The 16,669-nt window shown below is 33.8% G+C and carries 17 protein-coding genes; 3 read left to right on the plus strand and 14 right to left on the minus strand.

Annotated features, from left to right (window positions below; translation table 11 throughout):
* Window positions 1–32: 32 nt before the first annotated feature.
* Window positions 33–173, plus strand: coding sequence for an LPXTG cell wall anchor domain-containing protein (locus LrDSM24759_RS05205; RefSeq protein WP_117118435.1), 141 nt, complete (start codon window positions 33–35; stop codon window positions 171–173).
* A gap of 30 nt (window positions 174–203) precedes the next feature.
* Here LrDSM24759_RS05205 and LrDSM24759_RS05210 read toward each other — a convergent pair whose 3' ends face one another.
* From LrDSM24759_RS05210 to LrDSM24759_RS05270, 13 genes are all read right to left on the minus strand, one after another.
* Window positions 204–1,574, minus strand: coding sequence for a threonine/serine exporter family protein (locus LrDSM24759_RS05210; protein ID WP_117118436.1), 1,371 nt, complete (start codon window positions 1,572–1,574; stop codon window positions 204–206).
* Window positions 1,575–1,628: 54 nt separating this feature from the next.
* Window positions 1,629–2,444: a Cof-type HAD-IIB family hydrolase gene (locus tag LrDSM24759_RS05215; protein ID WP_117118437.1), complete on the minus strand. Its 816-nt coding sequence runs from the start codon at window positions 2,442–2,444 to the stop codon at window positions 1,629–1,631.
* A gap of 103 nt (window positions 2,445–2,547) precedes the next feature.
* Window positions 2,548–3,936 carry a flavocytochrome c gene (locus LrDSM24759_RS05220; RefSeq protein ID WP_117118438.1) on the minus strand — a complete coding sequence of 463 codons (1,389 nt, stop codon included), beginning with the start codon at window positions 3,934–3,936 and terminating at the stop codon, window positions 2,548–2,550.
* 15 nt (window positions 3,937–3,951) lie between these two features.
* Entirely contained in the window at window positions 3,952–5,358 is a 1,407-nt protein-coding gene (locus LrDSM24759_RS05225) for a class II fumarate hydratase (protein WP_117118439.1), read from the minus strand.
* Between the two features lie 106 nt (window positions 5,359–5,464).
* Window positions 5,465–6,043, minus strand: a complete 579-nt coding sequence (locus LrDSM24759_RS05230; protein WP_117118440.1) for a hypothetical protein — start codon at window positions 6,041–6,043, stop codon at window positions 5,465–5,467.
* A 132-nt stretch (window positions 6,044–6,175) separates the two neighbouring features.
* Complete coding sequence (locus tag LrDSM24759_RS05235; protein WP_117118441.1) at window positions 6,176–6,877, minus strand: methionine ABC transporter permease; 702 nt, start codon at window positions 6,875–6,877, stop codon at window positions 6,176–6,178.
* Window positions 6,870–7,919, minus strand: coding sequence for a methionine ABC transporter ATP-binding protein (locus LrDSM24759_RS05240; RefSeq protein WP_117118442.1), 1,050 nt, complete (start codon window positions 7,917–7,919; stop codon window positions 6,870–6,872). The genes LrDSM24759_RS05235 and LrDSM24759_RS05240 overlap by 8 nt, the downstream gene beginning before the upstream one ends.
* A 10-nt stretch (window positions 7,920–7,929) precedes the next feature.
* Window positions 7,930–8,790 carry a MetQ/NlpA family ABC transporter substrate-binding protein gene (locus LrDSM24759_RS05245; RefSeq protein WP_117118443.1) on the minus strand — a complete coding sequence of 287 codons (861 nt, stop codon included), beginning with the start codon at window positions 8,788–8,790 and terminating at the stop codon, window positions 7,930–7,932.
* 637 nt (window positions 8,791–9,427) lie between these two features.
* A complete protein-coding gene (bsh, locus tag LrDSM24759_RS05250) occupies window positions 9,428–10,405 on the minus strand; it encodes a choloylglycine hydrolase (protein ID WP_117118444.1) in 978 nt (325 codons plus the stop codon).
* Between the two features lie 99 nt (window positions 10,406–10,504).
* Window positions 10,505–12,127 carry an ABC-F family ATP-binding cassette domain-containing protein gene (locus tag LrDSM24759_RS05255; protein ID WP_117118445.1) on the minus strand — a complete coding sequence of 541 codons (1,623 nt, stop codon included), beginning with the start codon at window positions 12,125–12,127 and terminating at the stop codon, window positions 10,505–10,507.
* Between the two features lie 77 nt (window positions 12,128–12,204).
* Window positions 12,205–12,510: a SemiSWEET family transporter gene (locus tag LrDSM24759_RS05260; RefSeq protein WP_117118446.1), complete on the minus strand. Its 306-nt coding sequence runs from the start codon at window positions 12,508–12,510 to the stop codon at window positions 12,205–12,207.
* A gap of 145 nt (window positions 12,511–12,655) precedes the next feature.
* Window positions 12,656–13,942 carry a phosphopyruvate hydratase gene (gene eno, locus LrDSM24759_RS05265; RefSeq protein WP_117118447.1) on the minus strand — a complete coding sequence of 429 codons (1,287 nt, stop codon included), beginning with the start codon at window positions 13,940–13,942 and terminating at the stop codon, window positions 12,656–12,658.
* A 190-nt stretch (window positions 13,943–14,132) separates the two neighbouring features.
* Window positions 14,133–14,714: a phosphatase PAP2 family protein gene (locus tag LrDSM24759_RS05270; RefSeq protein WP_371824303.1), complete on the minus strand. Its 582-nt coding sequence runs from the start codon at window positions 14,712–14,714 to the stop codon at window positions 14,133–14,135.
* Between the two features lie 156 nt (window positions 14,715–14,870).
* Here LrDSM24759_RS05270 and LrDSM24759_RS05275 point away from each other — a divergent pair, with 156 nt between their 5' ends.
* A complete protein-coding gene (locus tag LrDSM24759_RS05275) occupies window positions 14,871–15,224 on the plus strand; it encodes a hypothetical protein (protein WP_117118449.1) in 354 nt (117 codons plus the stop codon).
* 110 nt (window positions 15,225–15,334) lie between these two features.
* Window positions 15,335–15,736, plus strand: coding sequence for a hypothetical protein (locus LrDSM24759_RS05280; protein ID WP_117118450.1), 402 nt, complete (start codon window positions 15,335–15,337; stop codon window positions 15,734–15,736).
* Between the two features lie 50 nt (window positions 15,737–15,786).
* Here the strand turns inward: LrDSM24759_RS05280 and LrDSM24759_RS05285 are convergent, their stop codons facing one another.
* Complete coding sequence (locus LrDSM24759_RS05285) at window positions 15,787–16,530, minus strand: hypothetical protein (protein ID WP_117118451.1); 744 nt, start codon at window positions 16,528–16,530, stop codon at window positions 15,787–15,789.
* Between the last annotated feature and the right edge of the window lie 139 nt (window positions 16,531–16,669).

Consider the following 16,669-nt stretch of genomic DNA (forward strand, 5'->3'; position numbering starts at 1 on the left):
TGTAATGAATAAGGAATGGAGAGAGTATTTTTATGAAAAACTTGATTTTGGCAACTCTCCCACAAACAGGAGCCGTTGCTTCATGGATTTGGGGAATTATAGGTTTTATTATTGGTGGTATTGCAATTGCAATTATTATCGGACTTTTTACAAAATCAGATTCAAAAAAATAAGTTCAGAAGAAATTCTTCTGAACTTATTTTTTATCCGGCATGACGCCAATCTTTATCGGCAATGATACGTGCAGTAATTAATCCTAAAGGTAAAGCTAAAACTATCATGATTGCCCTTACTCCCCATAAGGCGCCTTCATTAATTGAAGTTAAGCCTAGGTTAAACATTGCTCGATACATATAAAGTCCCGGTACCATGATCACAATTGAAGGAACGGTCAAAGCAATACGAGGATAACCAACCTTTTTTCTAATAATTGAAGCAAGTAGTCCTGCTAATAGAGCACCAACAAAAGCCGCAACAGCTGGTGGAACATTGGTCCAATCAGTCAAACTCAAACGTAAGGTATTAGCAATTGCTCCCATTATTCCTGCTACCGCTGCCATTTTAGGTTGGGAATTAAACATGATGGAGAAGCCAAATACTCCGCAAAAGCTTGCTATTAGACGTAAAATTGTCATGATTAAAGGACTCAATCCTAATGGTAAGAAATCTTGCGGATGGAGATTGAGTGCTAATGCTACTCCCCACCCTACCGCAGTTGCTACTACAATAATCATGATAGCGTAGGTTAAGCGTTCTACACCCGAACGCATATCTAATTTAGACATGTCTAAACCAGCAGTAATAAAAGGAAAACCTGGAATTACAAAAAGCATTGCTCCAATGTAGCCATCTAGCCTTCTTAAGCTAATGGGGTAGAATATTCGAATAATGAAAAAGGCAATAACATAAACACAACAAGCAACCGTGACTGCAACAGCAATATTAGCTAAAATTGTCATTTTGTGATCTGCCATTTTTCTTCTGACGTAATTACCACACATCGCACCTAAAAATGCGCAGATAACTTCAAAAATTCCGCCACCTAGTAAAAATATAAACCCACCACATGCTAGACCAGAAGCCAAGGCAACCTGAACGGGACTATATTGCGCCTTCATCTTCGAAATTTGATCTAACCGGTTATGAATTTTGCTAATCGTCCATTGACCACCGTTATCTTTAAATTCATTCACAAATTGTTCCATTTTAGCTAATTTGGTGGTATTTACTCCGGTAGTGGGCAAACTTAATGATTGAGAAAAACTTTTACCTGCTTGATCAATGCAGGTATAAGAAAGTGAAACTAAACCAATATCTGAATTACATGTTATTCCTAATGCACGGGAGATTTTATTCATCGAGCTTCTAACTCGCCAAGCTCCAGTTCCATAAGATAACAACATCATCCCAATATGACCAACGATCACTGATTTTTGTTCCAGAGTTACATCTTTTGCGAGACTATCATTTTCATTATTAAAGAATTCTTTCCAGCGAATTCTCATATGATGATGATGCGATAAAGTTGTCATTGGACTTAATACATCACCGTTATTTTCATCTTGATTGTTCATTATATAACTTCCCTTTATATAGCATACAATTATCAGAATACCATAAAATATGAATTATAAAACAAACTTCTTTAATCCCTTAGCTACTCCATTAGCATCATTTGTTGCTGTAATATAGTCTGCCCGATCTTTGATAGAAGAAATCGCATTCCCCATCGCAATTTTTTTAAAGTTGGGATTGGTAAACATCGAACGATCATTATCTTGATCACCAAAAATCATTACTTCATTTTCTTCAAGTCCTAAACGATCAGCTAAATCTGCTAAAGCATCCCCTTTAGAGGCACCTTTTGTATTTAACTCAATACAATTATCGGCTGAGCGAACAATATCATACTTTTCAAAGGCCCATGCGGGAATATTTTTCCACATTTTTTCAATTTCGTTACTATCCAGATCAGCAGTAAAGCCAACTTTATTAAAAATAAAATCTTGGGGAATTTCATTTTTATTTCTAACTTTCATGACATTATTTGTAAATGAGGCATTAATTTGCATTTGTACTGATAAGTCACGATCACATGTATAAAAACCATTTGTGGTTTCAAAATGCAAATTCACTCTTGCTAATCGTTGTAATTTTAGCATGGTCAAGAAATCTTGATATGTCATTTTTTTACTCATTAAAACGCACCCTGCTAAAGTTTGCACCACGGCACCATTAAAGACGACTGCGTATTCATCTTCACCATTAATTCCTAATTCTTGTTCAAAAGGAATCACACCAGATAAAGGTCGTCCCGAAGCCAAAACAACTTTTACACCATTATTTCTTACTTCCTGAATTGTACGTTTATTCTCCAGCGAAATAACATTATGAGAGTTCAACAAAGTGCCATCAAGATCAATTGCGACTAATTTTATTGACATAAAATTCTCCTTTAATTTAAAGAGCTTTCCTTTAATTCAAATTATACTAAAAAGCCCTGAACTAACCAATATAGTTCAAGGCTTACAGTCTCGGAATAAAATATTATTTAATTTCTTTAGCCATGGTCATACCAGCTTCACGCCCAAAAATAACTGTTTCAGCAATTGAATTACCACCAATGCGGTTATTTCCATGAAGTCCGCCACTTACTTCACCTGCAGCGTATAGACCTTTAATTTTGTTGCCATTTTCATCTAAAACACTAGTATCTGGCAAAATGTGGATGCCACCCATGGTGTAGTGAATAGCAGGATGAATATGAATAGCATAAAATGGTGCTTTTTCTAAGGCATGATCCATTCCCGTTGTACGATCAAATTGAGTATCTTTATGTTCGCCTACCGCTTTATTCCAAGTAGTTAAAGTTTTGGCTAAATTATCTTCATTGATACCAATCTTTGCTGCTAATTCTTCAATCGAATTAGCCTTTTCAACTAAACCAACTTTTTCATAAAAATCAATTGCCGTAAAGCGATCTTTAACTCCTTGATCAAAAATCAAATATGCTCCATCTTCATTTAAAGCAGTAATGGCATTAGAAACAACTTTACGCGTATTTAATTCATTTACGAAGCGTTTACCAGCCTTATTAACTAAAATAGCTCCTTCACCTCGAACGCCTTCCCCAATTAAATAAGTACGTTCGCCATCAGTTTGAGCCGTTGGGTGTACTTGAACAAAATCCATTTGGATTAATTGGGCACTTACGTCACTTGCTAATTTTAGGCCATCACCAGTAGCACCAGGTTGATTAGTAGTTTTGTAGTTTTCTAAATCTGGACGATATTTTTTGATTAAATCTTTTGAAGCTCCAAATCCACCGGTTGCCAATAAAACTGCCTTAGCATGGATCGTTTTTCTTCCTTCTTCGGTGGTCACTTCAACTCCAGTAATTTGCTTTTCATCATTTTGGAGTAATTTTGTCACTAAAGTATTATTAAAAACTGGTATATTCTTAGCTTGAACTTGTTTTAATAAACCTGTAACTAAATAACCACCTACTGCTGCTTTAGAAGCAGGACGGTGAGCTCGTTTTTTTGACATTCCCCCCGTAATCGTTAAATCAGAAAGATCAATTCCATGTTCTTCTAACCAACTAATAGCAAGAGCTGAATGATCAACAAAATAATGCAATAATTCACGATCATTTAAAAGGCCACCACCCTTTAAAGTTTCGCGATAAAAATCCTCTTTATTATCAATAATATGGTGCTTTAATTGAACAAAGCTTTCAGCGGCGTTCATTCCGGAAGAAGCACGAGTAGTATTTCCACCTAAACGTTCATTTTTTTCAAGGACGGCAACATCCATTCCCAATTCTTGCGCTTGAATTGCAGCCGTGAGTCCAGTTCCACCAGACCCCACAATTATGACATCATAATTATCTTTTATCTTATCTGGATTACTTGTTTTAAACTCAAATTTTTCCATTTTTTCACTTCTAAATTAATCATCAATTGGTTTTTGTTTTAATGCGTTAGTCATTTCAAGAGGCTTCATCCATTCATCATATTGTGCTTCTGAAACCTTGCCACTCTTAATAGCTGCTTCTTTTAAAGTAGTATTATTTGCTGCAGCAGCTTGAGCAATTTTAGCCGCATCATGATAGCCAATATGTGGTGAAAGTGCAGTCACTGTCATTAATGAATTATCAACATCAGCCTGCATTCTTTCCTTATTAATTGTCATACCATGGATCATCAAATCAGCAAAATGAGTTAATGTGCCGGATAAAATATCTGCTGATTCAAGGAATGCTTCAATCATTACAGGTTTAAAGACATTCATTTCAAAATTACCTTGTGAAGCCGCCATTGTAATAGTGGTATCATTTCCAAATACTCTAGTCGCTGCCATTGTTACAGCTTCAGCTTGAGTAGGGTTAACCTTACCTGGCATAATTGAGGATCCTGGTTCATTAGCTGGTAAGTTAAGCTCCCCTAGTCCGGCTCTAGGACCTGAACCTAAGAAACGAATATCTTGGGCAATCTTAAAAGCATCAGCAGCTAAGGTCTTGATTGCACCATGTACCACGTCCAAACCTGAGTGGTTGGCTAACCCAAAGAATTTATTCGTATCAACGCAAAATTCATGCCCATATTCTTTAGATAAAATTTGGGCAATCTTTTCTGCCATTCCATCAGCCGCATTAAGTCCCGTACCTACTGCAGTACCACCTATTGGGAGTTCATATAAAGTAGGTTTTAGTTCCTTAATATATGATAAATCATGATTCAAAGCTGACACATAGCCTGATAATTCTTGTCCAAATGTTAAAGGCACAGCATCTTGTAAGTGTGTACGACCAACTTTAACTGTCGTCCAATATTGATCTTGTTTAATTTTCAATTCGTCAATTAAATGTTGAACAGCTTTTTCCAAATTATCAAGCGCTTCAACTGCTACTAAGTTCATGGCAGTAGGAAAAGTATCATTAGATGATTGTCCCATATTGACATCATCATTTGGCAAAATATTTAAGCCGGGATGTTCCTTATTAGCAAGATTTGCGACTACTTCATTTACATTCATATTAGTTTGAGTACCAGAACCGGTTTGGTAAACATGAAGTGGGAAAAAGGCATGTAATTCCTCATTAGGCATCGCTAATAACTTGCTGATGGCATCAATAATTGCATTACCCTTTTCTTTAGTTTCTTTGCCCTCTTCCATATTTGCCTTGGCAGCCGCAGCCTTAATATTTAATAAAGCTCGAATAATTCCAATAGGAATTTTAGGGCCAGTAGGAAAATTATTTTGACTCCGTTGTGTTTGCGGACCCCATAAAGCATCTGCAGGTATCTCTACTGGGCCTAATGTATCACTTTCAGTACGAACTTTTTCTTCTGTCATAATTTCTACCTCCATATTTATCAGTTACTTTTATTATAATTCAAGCGATTTAAAGATGAAATTTATAAATAAAAAAATCACATGAAATTCATGTGATTAATAGAAATTATTTAAATAATTTTGGTTTTAAAAAGAAGCTACCTGCGCCAATTACAATAATAAATATCGCCCCAACAACTACATACTTAGCAGGACTAGTGGATCCTTTGACCGCTTGTTTACTTCGTTTATTCGTTTGCTTTTTATTATGGTTGACAGCTTTTTTATGCGAATTATTCTTATGAGTTTCACTTTTTTGTGCGTGAGGTTTAACAGTTGTATTACTTTTTTCAGATCCTTGCTGTGTCGCATTAGGATTAGTTTGTGTGGTCGTTTGAAAGGACTTTGGTGTTTTACTAGTGGAATTAGAATTAGAGACATTACGACTAGAATTATTTGAAGAAGTGACAGAAGTAGCTTGACTCTTTTTAATTTGAGGGGATTGTGGAGCTTTAGTTTGGCTTTGTGGCTGACTAGTTTCAAAATCTTTATCAGGTGATTCTTCTGCTGGAGCCAAGGGAGGATATTCAACATTTTCACCATTTGTCGTATCTGCTTGGACACTTTCAATTTCAGTATTTACCATTCCAGCAAAGGAACAAATAGCTATTACACTCAGTAATCCTCTAGATAATCTCTGCTTCAATTTTTCTCCTCTAATTCAGTATCTTCTATCCTTTATCATTACTTACTAGATTAACGCTTTTTATAGTTAAAAACAACAGATGTTATTTTAAATTTTATAAAAAAATAAAAGAGAGCTTATACTCTCTTTTATTTATCGTTCTTGATGATTTAATCTTTTAGCAACATAGTCTCCAACTACTTGAACAATTAACACTAAAATTAATACTAGGATAGTTGCTACTAATGTAACATCATTATCAAATCTATTATATCCATAGGCAATCGCGGTATTACCTAACCCACCGGCTCCTACGGCTCCGGCCATTGCTGTCAAACCAATTAAACTAATTAAAGTTACAGTTGAGACACGTGCTAATTCAGATCGACTTTCCTTCAAATAAACATCAAAAATTATATCTGATACGGATGCTCCTAGAGCTTGAGCTGCTTCTACCTTGCCTGTATCCACACTTTCAAGAGCAACCTGAACTTGACGAGCAAAGAAAGGAAAAACTCCTAATGTTAATGGCACAAGTGCTGCTTTCATTCCAATTTGTGTACCAACAATAGCTTGCGTTAAGGGAGCAACGAAGGCTAACAAAATAATAAATGGAACTGCTCGAAAGATTGAAACTACTTTATCTACAATATTATAAACTACTTTATTGGCTAAAATTCCCTCTGGCTTGGTCAAGATAAGTAATAATCCGAAAATCAAACCTAAGATTCCACCAAAAATTGCTGACCAAAATGTCATGTAGAGTGTTTGAAAAATTGAAGTTCCCCAGCCAGCATCTCCACCCCAACCGAGAGCAACTACATTAGGAAAATATTTATCTAAAAAATTAATCATTAGTTAACACTCCTTTATTTAATTTGGTTACTACAACATTTTTATCTTCCAGGAATTTAATTGCCGTTTTTTGTTTATCTTGATCAAGATTAAGTAAAACAGCTAAGGTTCCGATTGCTTCCCCACTTAGAACTTCAACATTTCCATACAGAATACTTGATTTTGTATCTAATGCTTCATCTAAATCAGCCACAATAGATTTTGTTACATCATCTATCTTATAGACTAACTGATACAATTCTTCATTATCTGTTAAGGCATCAAAGTGATAAGTATTTAAAATATGTTGAGCTTCTAAGGCACCACCAACAAATTGTTTGGTTAATTCATTTTGAGGATGAAGATATACTTCACGCAAGTTGCCGTGTTCAACAATCTTACCATTTTCCATTACGGCAATTTTATTCGCTACTCGTTTGACAGCATCCATTTCATGTGTAATCAAAACAACTGTTAATTTTAATTCTTTATTTAATTTATAAAGTAAATCCAAAATTTGATTAGTTGTTTTAGGGTCTAAAGCACTAGTAGCTTCATCAGAAATTAAAATATCTGGTTCATTTGCTAGGGCCCGAGCAATTGCTACTCTTTGCTGTTGACCCCCTGATAGTTGGGCTGGATAAGAATCAGCAAATTCTTTTAAGCCAACCAAATCTAATAAGTGCAGTGCTCTTTTTTCTAATTCATTATCTTTTAACTTGGCATGTTTTAAAGCAAAAGCCACATTTTCAATCACAGTTGCTTCATTTAATAAGTTAAAATGTTGGAAAATCATACCAATTTTTTTACGTTCATCTTGTAATTTACGGTTAGAAATTGTTTGATGATGATTAGCAAATAACTCCGTGCCATTCACAGTTACAGAACCATTACTAGGTTCTTGAAGTAAGTTAATCGTTCTAACTAAAGTTGATTTACCTGCTCCAGAAAAGCCAATAATTCCATAAATATCCCCTTTTTCTACTTGGAGACTAACATCATTAACGGCTTTGTTACCATCAAATTCTACATCGATATTTTTTAAGTCAATTTGTACGCTCATTGTTACCCTCCTATTTTAACTTAACTCCCCAAGCTGGTAATTGCGTCTTACCATAAAGTTTTTGTGTTAATTGCTTAGTTTTTTCGGTTTGGAAAGCTTTTACTACATCTTTATAAATTTTATTATTCTTATCCTCTTTTCGAGCAACAATAATATTTATCCATTGTTCTGAATCTTTATTTAAAGGTTCAATATATATAGTTTCCTTATCACCTAAGTGAGCTGCTTGAACATAAGTATTATTAATGATACTTGCATCAACATCATCAAGAACCCTAGCAGTTTGCTCAGCTGCAACTTCTTTAATTTTTAAATGTTTAGGATTACTGGTAATATCAGCAATTGTAGCAAGTTTAACATTCTTCTTTAATTTAATTAAACCAGCATTTTTTAATACATAAAGGGCTCTAGATTCATTAGTTGAATCGTTAGGAACTGCAATGGTTGCACCATCTGGAAGATCTTTGATGTTTTTATATTTTTTGGAATAAACTCTGATTGGAGCAATATAAGTTTTACCAATTGGAGTTAAAGTACCATGATTTGCTTCATTCCATGCATCTAAAAATGCATAATGTTGAAAAGAATTTAGGTCGATATCACCATTAGCAAGAGCTTTATTTGGCTGAGTATAATCAGAAAAATTCTTTAATTTAATCGTAATACCATATTTTTGTTTAGCATCTTTTTGGACACTCTTCCAAATAGTTTCATCTTGTTTAGATAGTCCCACGACACCTACGGTCACTACCTTTGATTGCGTTTTATGTGTTCCTAACGGATTGGGAGCAAAACTAAACCATCCGGCAACTATAATCAAAACACCTACTATTGCCCAAATAATCCGATTTCTAACTCTTTTCTTATGCATTTTCTTTCCTCCTAACAAAAATTAAGAAATAAAAAAGCACTCATCCTAATAAAAAGGACGAGTGCTTCGTGTTACCACCTTTATTTATTATTTACTCACGTAAATAACCTTCGTAAGTAGCTCTAAAATAGAATTACTTTGCCTTGTTAACGAGAGCAACCCCGTCAGAAACTAATTATTCGTCTCTGCCATTGCAATTTCAGCCCATGTTCAAAGTAAATTTCTATCTATTTGCACCAACCATAGACTCTCTAAAAGTAAATTTAGCTTTTACTCTGCTGAAGAAATGTTTAAAAATAATTGTTAAAAATATAATAAATTCTTCATTTGAATTCGTCAAGTCTTTTTTAATATTTTTTTAGAATTATTTCATAAATCCCTTTTTTGGGCAAAAAAAAATCGGATTGCTCCGAAATTGTTGAGAAAAACATGTTGTTGAGAAGATATCGAGGGCCTTCCGCCTTCGATACATTGATTATAGCACACAAAAAGTTATTTTAAAATGCTTTTTTTCGTTATTTAATAACCATATTAGCAATTTTGGGAAGTTAGTATCGTTAATATATCAACATTTAGCTTGTTTTTTATAACAACTCAGAATTAATCCGATTTAATAATTTTAAAGTTATTAAGTTATTTAATTTTGATAATTAATTGTTTGAGACTTTTTAGTTGCGTATGAACTTAATTCACTACCATCTAAATCTTCTTTATGCATGTCAACAGCAGCAATTTGGTTATCTTCATAAGTATTGTAGTAATACATACCTGTTTCAAGATTCATACAATCAGAATAAATGGTATATTCAAAACTATTTGGTGCTACTTCATCCAAGCCCTTAGGTTGAGCTACAGATTCAAGTACATGGAAATAGTTGGTAACATTTTCATCTTCACTTTTACCTTTAGGAGCATGTTGTAAAGCAAAGGCTACTTTAACGAAACGTCCTTCGGAATCCATTCCACCTGGTAAATTATGAGTGCCAAGTGAACGACTATAGTAGTTAATATCAATATCTGGTAGTAAGGTATTTTTTGGCTCTCCCGGGGTAATGCCTGCATAGTTACCAAGGTTAAGTAATTGTTGTGGGAATGATGGATTATTAGTTAAGACATGGGTAGGATTATCGTACACATGAAGACCATCAGCATCTGGTTCAACTACAATACTTGCACCTGTTTTATCTCCTAAAATCCAGTGTAAAGGTGAAGGTTGAGTTTCTTTTGAAAAAGCCTCATTAGTAATGTTAAGATTCTTCATTAATTCTTTTGCTTCAGCAACTGTTTTTGCTTGTCCCAAAATGTATGGGATAAATTCAAAAGATGCAACATTGGTCATCTTTGGATTAGATGGATTATAGACAGCATTGCCTGAATATGCTAGACCTGCCATTCCCAACCCTGCTTCATTAGCCGCATCAAAATACAATGGATAATTATCAGCAACCATCGCCATCCCAATTAAAGCTAAGTGAGATTTCATAGCTGGAACTTCACGAAATTTAAATTCATAGTTTCGTGGAGTTACAGTTACTTCTTGTCCAAAAGTAATTTCCAAGTCTAAATTACGGCCAAAATAATGATTTGATGAATTATATAAAATTCCAGTACACATATTTTTCTCCTTTTCCCTGCTACTATACTTGTTTCTTATTTTACTACATACTTAATATATTAAAAAGAGTTCACTTACTGTGAACTCTTTGATTTTTTATTAATAAATACTTTTTACTTTTTCTTGCACTTCAGGTCGAGAAATAAATTCATCATAAGTCATATCAGGACGACTAACAATTCCTTTTGGCCCTACTTCAATAATATGGTTAGCAATGGTTTCAATAAATTCATGATCATGAGATGTAAATAAGATTGATCCTTGATAATCAGTTAAGGCATCGTTTAAAGAAGTAATTGATTCTAAATCTAAGTGATTTGTAGGATCATCCATAATTAAAACATTAGCTGGTTCAAGCATCATACGTGATAACTGACAGCGAACTTTTTCACCACCAGAAAGAACTTTAATTTGTTTTTCAATCTCGTCACCACTAAACAGCATACGTCCTAAGAAACCGCGTAAAAAGGTATTATCATCTTGCTCCTTAGTCGCATATTGACGCAACCAGTCTAAAATTGAAAGTTCATCATTATTAAAGTTAGCATTTAAATCACGTGACATATAATTAAATGCTGTTGTTTGTCCCCAGGTCACTGTACCCGTATCTGGTTTTATTTTTCCAGCAATAATATTTAACAATGCTGTGGTAATACGAGTATCTTGGGATAAAAATGCAACTTTGTCTCCTGAATTAAGTGTAAAAGAAACATTATCTAATAGCTTTTCGCCTTCCACACTGTAAGAGACATTTTCTACTTTAAGTAAATCATTACCTAAGTCACGATGCATATCAAATTTAACATAGGGATACTTTCTCAATGAAGGTTTAATATCATCAAGGGTAATTTTATCTAATTGCTTTTTACGTGAAGTAGCTTGCTTTGATTTAGATGCATTAGCTGAAAAACGTGCAATAAATTCTTGTAATTCTTTGATCTTTTCTTCTTTTTTGGCATTTTGATTAGCAGCCAATTCATTTGCCAATTTACTAGATTCATACCAAAAGTCATAATTACCAACGTACAGTTGAATCTTTCCTTTATCGACATCACACATTTGGGTACATACTTGATTCAAAAAGTGACGGTCGTGAGAAACAACTAAAACAATATTTGGATAATCAGCTAAAAAGTTTTCAAGCCAATCGATGGTATGAACATCCAAACCATTTGTTGGTTCATCCAAAAGTAAGATATCAGGATTACCAAATAATGCTTGGGCTAAAAGAACTTTAACCTTCTCAGCTTCTGATAGTTCACTCATTAAAACTTGATGCTTTGCTTCCGGAATTCCTAAAGATTGTAATAACTTCGAAGCATCAGCTTCAGCATTCCAGCCATCAAGTTCAGCAAACTTACCTTCTAATTCGGCAGCCCTTACTCCATCTTCATCACCAAAATCTGGTTTAGCGTATAGTGCATCCTTTTCCTGCATCACATCATAAAGTTCTTTATGACCTTGAATAACAGTTTGAAGGACCGTAAAATCTTCAAATGCAAAGTGATCCTGGTTCAAGCTAGACATTCTTTCATTAGGCCCAATACTAATATTTCCAGTCGTTGGATCTAGTTTACCTTCAAGTAGTTTTAAGAAAGTAGATTTACCTGCACCATTAGCGCCAATAATTCCGTAACAGTTACCAGGTGTAAATTTTAAGTTAACATCTTCATACAAAGTACGTCCTGATAAATTTAAACTTAAGTCAGATACTGTAATCAAATATATTAATCCTTTCTACTTAACAATTTTTCAATTGCTTAAGTATAGCAAATTTTTATCAAAGTGCCTAGCTGGAATTAATGCAAACTTGTCAAAAATGCTAAAAGACCAAAAACAATTCCTGGTACATTAGCCCAAAAAATTGGCCAATCTCTCTCTTTTTTCATTAAGGCATAAGCAACCCAAAAAATACAGTTAATCATCGCTACTAAGGGTTGAATTGGACTACCATATTGACCATGTAAATTATCAAAAATCTGTGGAATATATGAGACGTACATCAAAATTGAAATAAATGATGCAATTCTCCCTATTCCTTCAACAAATTTACTATCTTCCATAGTATTTTCTTGCTTAATTTCTTTTTTATTATCTTCTTTCATTATTTTCTCCTTTCCTTTGCTTTATATACTATTATATAAAATTATATTTTTATTTTTTCAAATGAACTAATCTTTAAGAAATTTTAGGTAAAAGAAAAAGACTGATAAAAATCAGCCTTTTTAGATTAATTAAATTCTAAGTAAATTAATCAAAGTCAACACTGTCTGGGAAGAATGCTAAGCGTTCGCCCTTACCAAGTTGTTCTTCGATTTCAAGTAAACGGTTGTACTTTTCAACACGTTCTGAACGAGCTGGAGCACCGGTCTTCAATTGACCACCGTTAATAGCAACAGCTAAATCAGCGATGAAGGTATCACCAGTTTCACCTGAACGGTGAGAAATCATAGTGTTGTAACCATTCTTACGTGAAAGACGAATAGTTTCAAGAGTTTCAGTAACAGTACCAATTTGGTTCAACTTAATTAATGAAGCGTTACCGGCACCTTCTTTAATAGCCTTCTTCAAAAGCTTAGGGTTAGTACAAATGAAGTCATCTAAAACGATTTGTAAACGATCTTTGTGACTTTCAGTAAACTTAACCATACCTTCAACATCGTTTTCATCGTATGGGTCTTCCATAGAAATTAATTCTGGGAATTCTTCAAGTAACTTGTCGTAGTATTGAGCTAATTCTTCATCGTTCAATACTTTACCTTCCAAGTGGTACTTGCCGTCTTCTTTGTTGTAGAAGTAAGAAGCAGCACAGTCACAAGCAATGGCAATATCTTCACCTGGCTTGTAACCAGCCTTGATAATTGATTCGTGTAATGCCTTTAAAGCTTCTTCTGAGTTCTTCATGTTAGGAGCGAAACCACCTTCGTCACCTAAACCAGTTTCATAACCCATATCTTCAAGAACTTTCTTCAAAGTGTGGTATACGTTAACAATCTTTTCAAAACCATCACGGAATGAAGTCTTGCTTACTGGAGTAATCATGAATTCTTGAATGTCGATACCGTTGTCAGCGTGTTCACCACCGTTAATAACGTTGTGGAAAGTTTGAGGCATTTCAAGATCAGTACCACCAAGGTAACGGTATAAAGGTTGGTGAGTATCTTTTGCAGCTGCAGCAGCAGTAGCCATAGATACACCTAAGATAGCGTTAGCACCAAGACGACCCTTGTTTGGAGTACCGTCTAAAGCAATCATAGTAGCATCAATGTTTGGTTGATCATGTGGATCTAAACCTTTTAATGCATCGTTGATTTCAGTGTTAACGTTGTTAACAGCGTTCATAACACCTTTACCACCAAGACGTGAACCACCATCACGTAATTCAACGGCTTCGTTTTCACCAGTTGAAGCACCTGATGGAACTTCAGCCTTACCTACAACACCGTTTGAAAGAGTAACGAAAACTTCAACAGTTGGGTTACCACGTGAATCAAAGATTTCAAGTGCGTGTACATTTTCAATAACTGATTTGAGCATTAGTATAAAATCCTCCTTAGAATTTGTGGCGAAATATACAAACTAAATACATTGCTATCTAACCAATATATTCGTCACCTTTGGGCATTAGCCCTTTTGGACTACAAGATTATTTTAGAGCAAGATTGTGATGATGTAAACTTATATCAAAAATTAATTATATTTTTTAACAACAAAAAAAAGCTGGTCCTTAAACCAGCATTAAAAATTGTTGTGCAATTGCAAAACAGAAAAAGCCCAAAGTCGTTGCACCAATAATATCAGAAGGATAATGCGCTTTAGTTTTTAATCGAGAAATTACTACTAAGAACCATGTACCGATAATGGTCAAAAGTAACAAAAAACCACCAAATTTTCCAAATAAGTGCCAAATAATTAACCCCATAATTGTGACACTTAGAACATGACCACTGGGAAAACTATATCCTAATCGGACCTGACTAGAATTTTGGGGACGCTGACGTTTAATTGCCCTCTTTAAAAAAATACCTAATAAATCTGTAAAAATTAAAGTAATTAAGACCCATTTACTTAGATGGGGATGCCCAGTAATAAAAAGTAAGCCTGCCAAGAGAACATCCCATCCAGCAATTAACTTTGGCTCATTTATAAAAGTTATAATTTGCCATATTTTTGAATCATTTTGTTTACCCAACTTATGGTGAAACCAACGATCATAAAAGTTAAACATGCGCGAATTTCTTATATTAAAAATTAGTAGTACTAGGATAAGACCCGCAATAAAAAAATCTAAATGAGAACTCAAATTCACTCTTCTACCTCTTATAAATATCAAATTTATTTTAGCAGGATTTGGTTAAAAAAGATCAGCTTTTATCTTTAATAATGAATTTTAAATAATTTCTTTAACAATTCTTAATCTTTTGCTATACTAAAAAAGAATTTTTCTTTTATTTAGGAGGTTATTATGAATAACAAAAGTGCAAGAGGATTAGCGCTTACTAATGGACTTGTTGGATTAATTGGTGGAATTATTTTATTAATTGCTATTTGGTTAATGGGTCTAAGTTTTATCGTAAATGATGGTTTTGGTGGTTTTGTAACTGTCTTAGTATACATCATCAAGATTGCAATTTTAGTTTTAGGTATCATTGGCGCTGTTCAATTCAAAGAAGTTGAAGCTATTCATACTGCACCTAGCGTTCTTTTAATTGTAGGTGGTGCAATTTCACTTATTCCTTTATTAGGATGGGTTGGCGGAATTTTAGCCATCATTGGTGGAAGCATGTATCTTTCTGAAATGAAAAATATTGAAGCTTAAATAACTATTCGTGCACTAGAAGAATTAATCTTCTGGTGCTTTTTTTATATTCCAAATATTTATTACTTTTGCTATACTTTCTCTATGTTACATGAAAAGGAGATACAAAATTGAAAGCTAAGAATGTAAAAACCTTGGTATTAACCAATGGGATAGTCGGATTGGTCGGAGGAATTCTTCTATTATTTGCTACCCTTTTCACTACTGCCTTTTACGGTATACTACTTGCCTACTGGGTTGATGGTGAATATTCTGAAATCAGTGGTGTAGGTGCAATTTGGCTAATAATTATTGGAATAATATTTATTTTAATAAAAATTGCGATTCTGGTATTAGGAATTGTGGGAGCAGTGAAATTTAGAAATATTCCTGCAGTTCATACTGCACCTAGCGTTCTTTTAATTGTAGGTGGTGCGATTGCTATTATTCCCCTCTTCGATACCATCGGAGGAATTGTTGCCATTGTTGGTGGAAGCTTATACCTTGCCACACTAAAACGATTAGATAAATAAACAAAAAGATTGGTCTATTTAATTCGATAGATCAATCTTTTTAATTTAGTCTACTTAATCTTAAAGTTTAATGTCTTTTCTCCACCAAGGAATTTATTATTTTCATCTTTTATTCCATTAGTTGTAACTTTTAAATGCTTGCTATTAATCTTCTTAAGGGCTGATTTCAAATCAGTACCATATGATAATACAAGAACCATTTCTTTATTCTTAAGTTTTTCGCCTGGTTTAATTTGAATATTGCTTGTAGCATCATCAAAGGCAATATTCGTATTTTTAACTTTCTTGCCTTTATCTAGCTTAATTTTCTTAGCTTCACCTGATAAACCACCAAAAGTTAAAGTCTTTTTACTCGTATTTTCAATATTTGCTGTAACTTTTAACACAACAAAAGTTTGATCAACAGGATTTGAGAATTGTGATTTACCAAAAACAGCTTTATCATCCTTATTTATATTTAAAATTTGATCATAGTTCTTATAATTCTCAATTGCATAAACTTGGTACTTAAGATTGGTAAATTTTAGGCTTTTGGCTTTATAATTTGGTAATTTTTTATTTCCTTTAATCCAAGTCATATATTCGCCATTATCAATTTTGGCATAATCCCCAGCTTTTGGATTCTTTACATTAACTGAAACACGCTTTTTGTGATATTTATCGTGTTTTATTTTAAATTCTTTTTTAGAAGCAGCCTGTACTGTTGGATTAGTAGAAAAACTTGTTGGAATTACGGTAGTTGAAAGAGTAATACCTGCAAGCATAGTAGCAGCAATAAGATAAGATTTTTTCATATTCAACTCTCCTAACATTGATCAAGTTAGTTACGAAAATTTATTCTACTTGCATCATAGCTCATTCTTTGTATTTGTTCTAATAAAACACTTTATGAAAAATTTTTTCAATTTTATTATGCTAAGATATTGAAGCATG

Origin of the sequence: Lactobacillus rodentium, assembly GCF_003423665.1 — a bacterium.
Lineage (GTDB): Bacteria > Bacillota > Bacilli > Lactobacillales > Lactobacillaceae > Lactobacillus > Lactobacillus rodentium.

Bases quoted from the DNA above. Each gene is read 5' to 3' on its own strand.
- LrDSM24759_RS05205 (WP_117118435.1), top strand. From the start codon at position 33: ATGAAAAACTTGATTTTGGCAACTCTCCCACAAACAGGAGCCGTTGCT.
- LrDSM24759_RS05210 (WP_117118436.1), bottom strand. From the start codon at position 1,574: ATGAACAATCAAGATGAAAATAACGGTGATGTATTAAGTCCAATGACA.
- LrDSM24759_RS05215 (WP_117118437.1), bottom strand. From the start codon at position 2,444: ATGTCAATAAAATTAGTCGCAATTGATCTTGATGGCACTTTGTTGAAC.
- LrDSM24759_RS05220 (WP_117118438.1), bottom strand. From the start codon at position 3,936: ATGGAAAAATTTGAGTTTAAAACAAGTAATCCAGATAAGATAAAAGAT.
- LrDSM24759_RS05225 (WP_117118439.1), bottom strand. From the start codon at position 5,358: ATGACAGAAGAAAAAGTTCGTACTGAAAGTGATACATTAGGCCCAGTA.
- LrDSM24759_RS05235 (WP_117118441.1), bottom strand. From the start codon at position 6,877: ATGATTAATTTTTTAGATAAATATTTTCCTAATGTAGTTGCTCTCGGT.
- LrDSM24759_RS05240 (WP_117118442.1), bottom strand. From the start codon at position 7,919: ATGAGCGTACAAATTGACTTAAAAAATATCGATGTAGAATTTGATGGT.
- LrDSM24759_RS05245 (WP_117118443.1), bottom strand. From the start codon at position 8,790: ATGCATAAGAAAAGAGTTAGAAATCGGATTATTTGGGCAATAGTAGGT.
- bsh (WP_117118444.1), bottom strand. From the start codon at position 10,405: ATGTGTACTGGAATTTTATATAATTCATCAAATCATTATTTTGGCCGT.
- LrDSM24759_RS05260 (WP_117118446.1), bottom strand. From the start codon at position 12,510: ATGAAAGAAGATAATAAAAAAGAAATTAAGCAAGAAAATACTATGGAA.
- eno (WP_117118447.1), bottom strand. From the start codon at position 13,942: ATGCTCAAATCAGTTATTGAAAATGTACACGCACTTGAAATCTTTGAT.
- LrDSM24759_RS05275 (WP_117118449.1), top strand. From the start codon at position 14,871: ATGAATAACAAAAGTGCAAGAGGATTAGCGCTTACTAATGGACTTGTT.
- LrDSM24759_RS05285 (WP_117118451.1), bottom strand. From the start codon at position 16,530: ATGAAAAAATCTTATCTTATTGCTGCTACTATGCTTGCAGGTATTACT.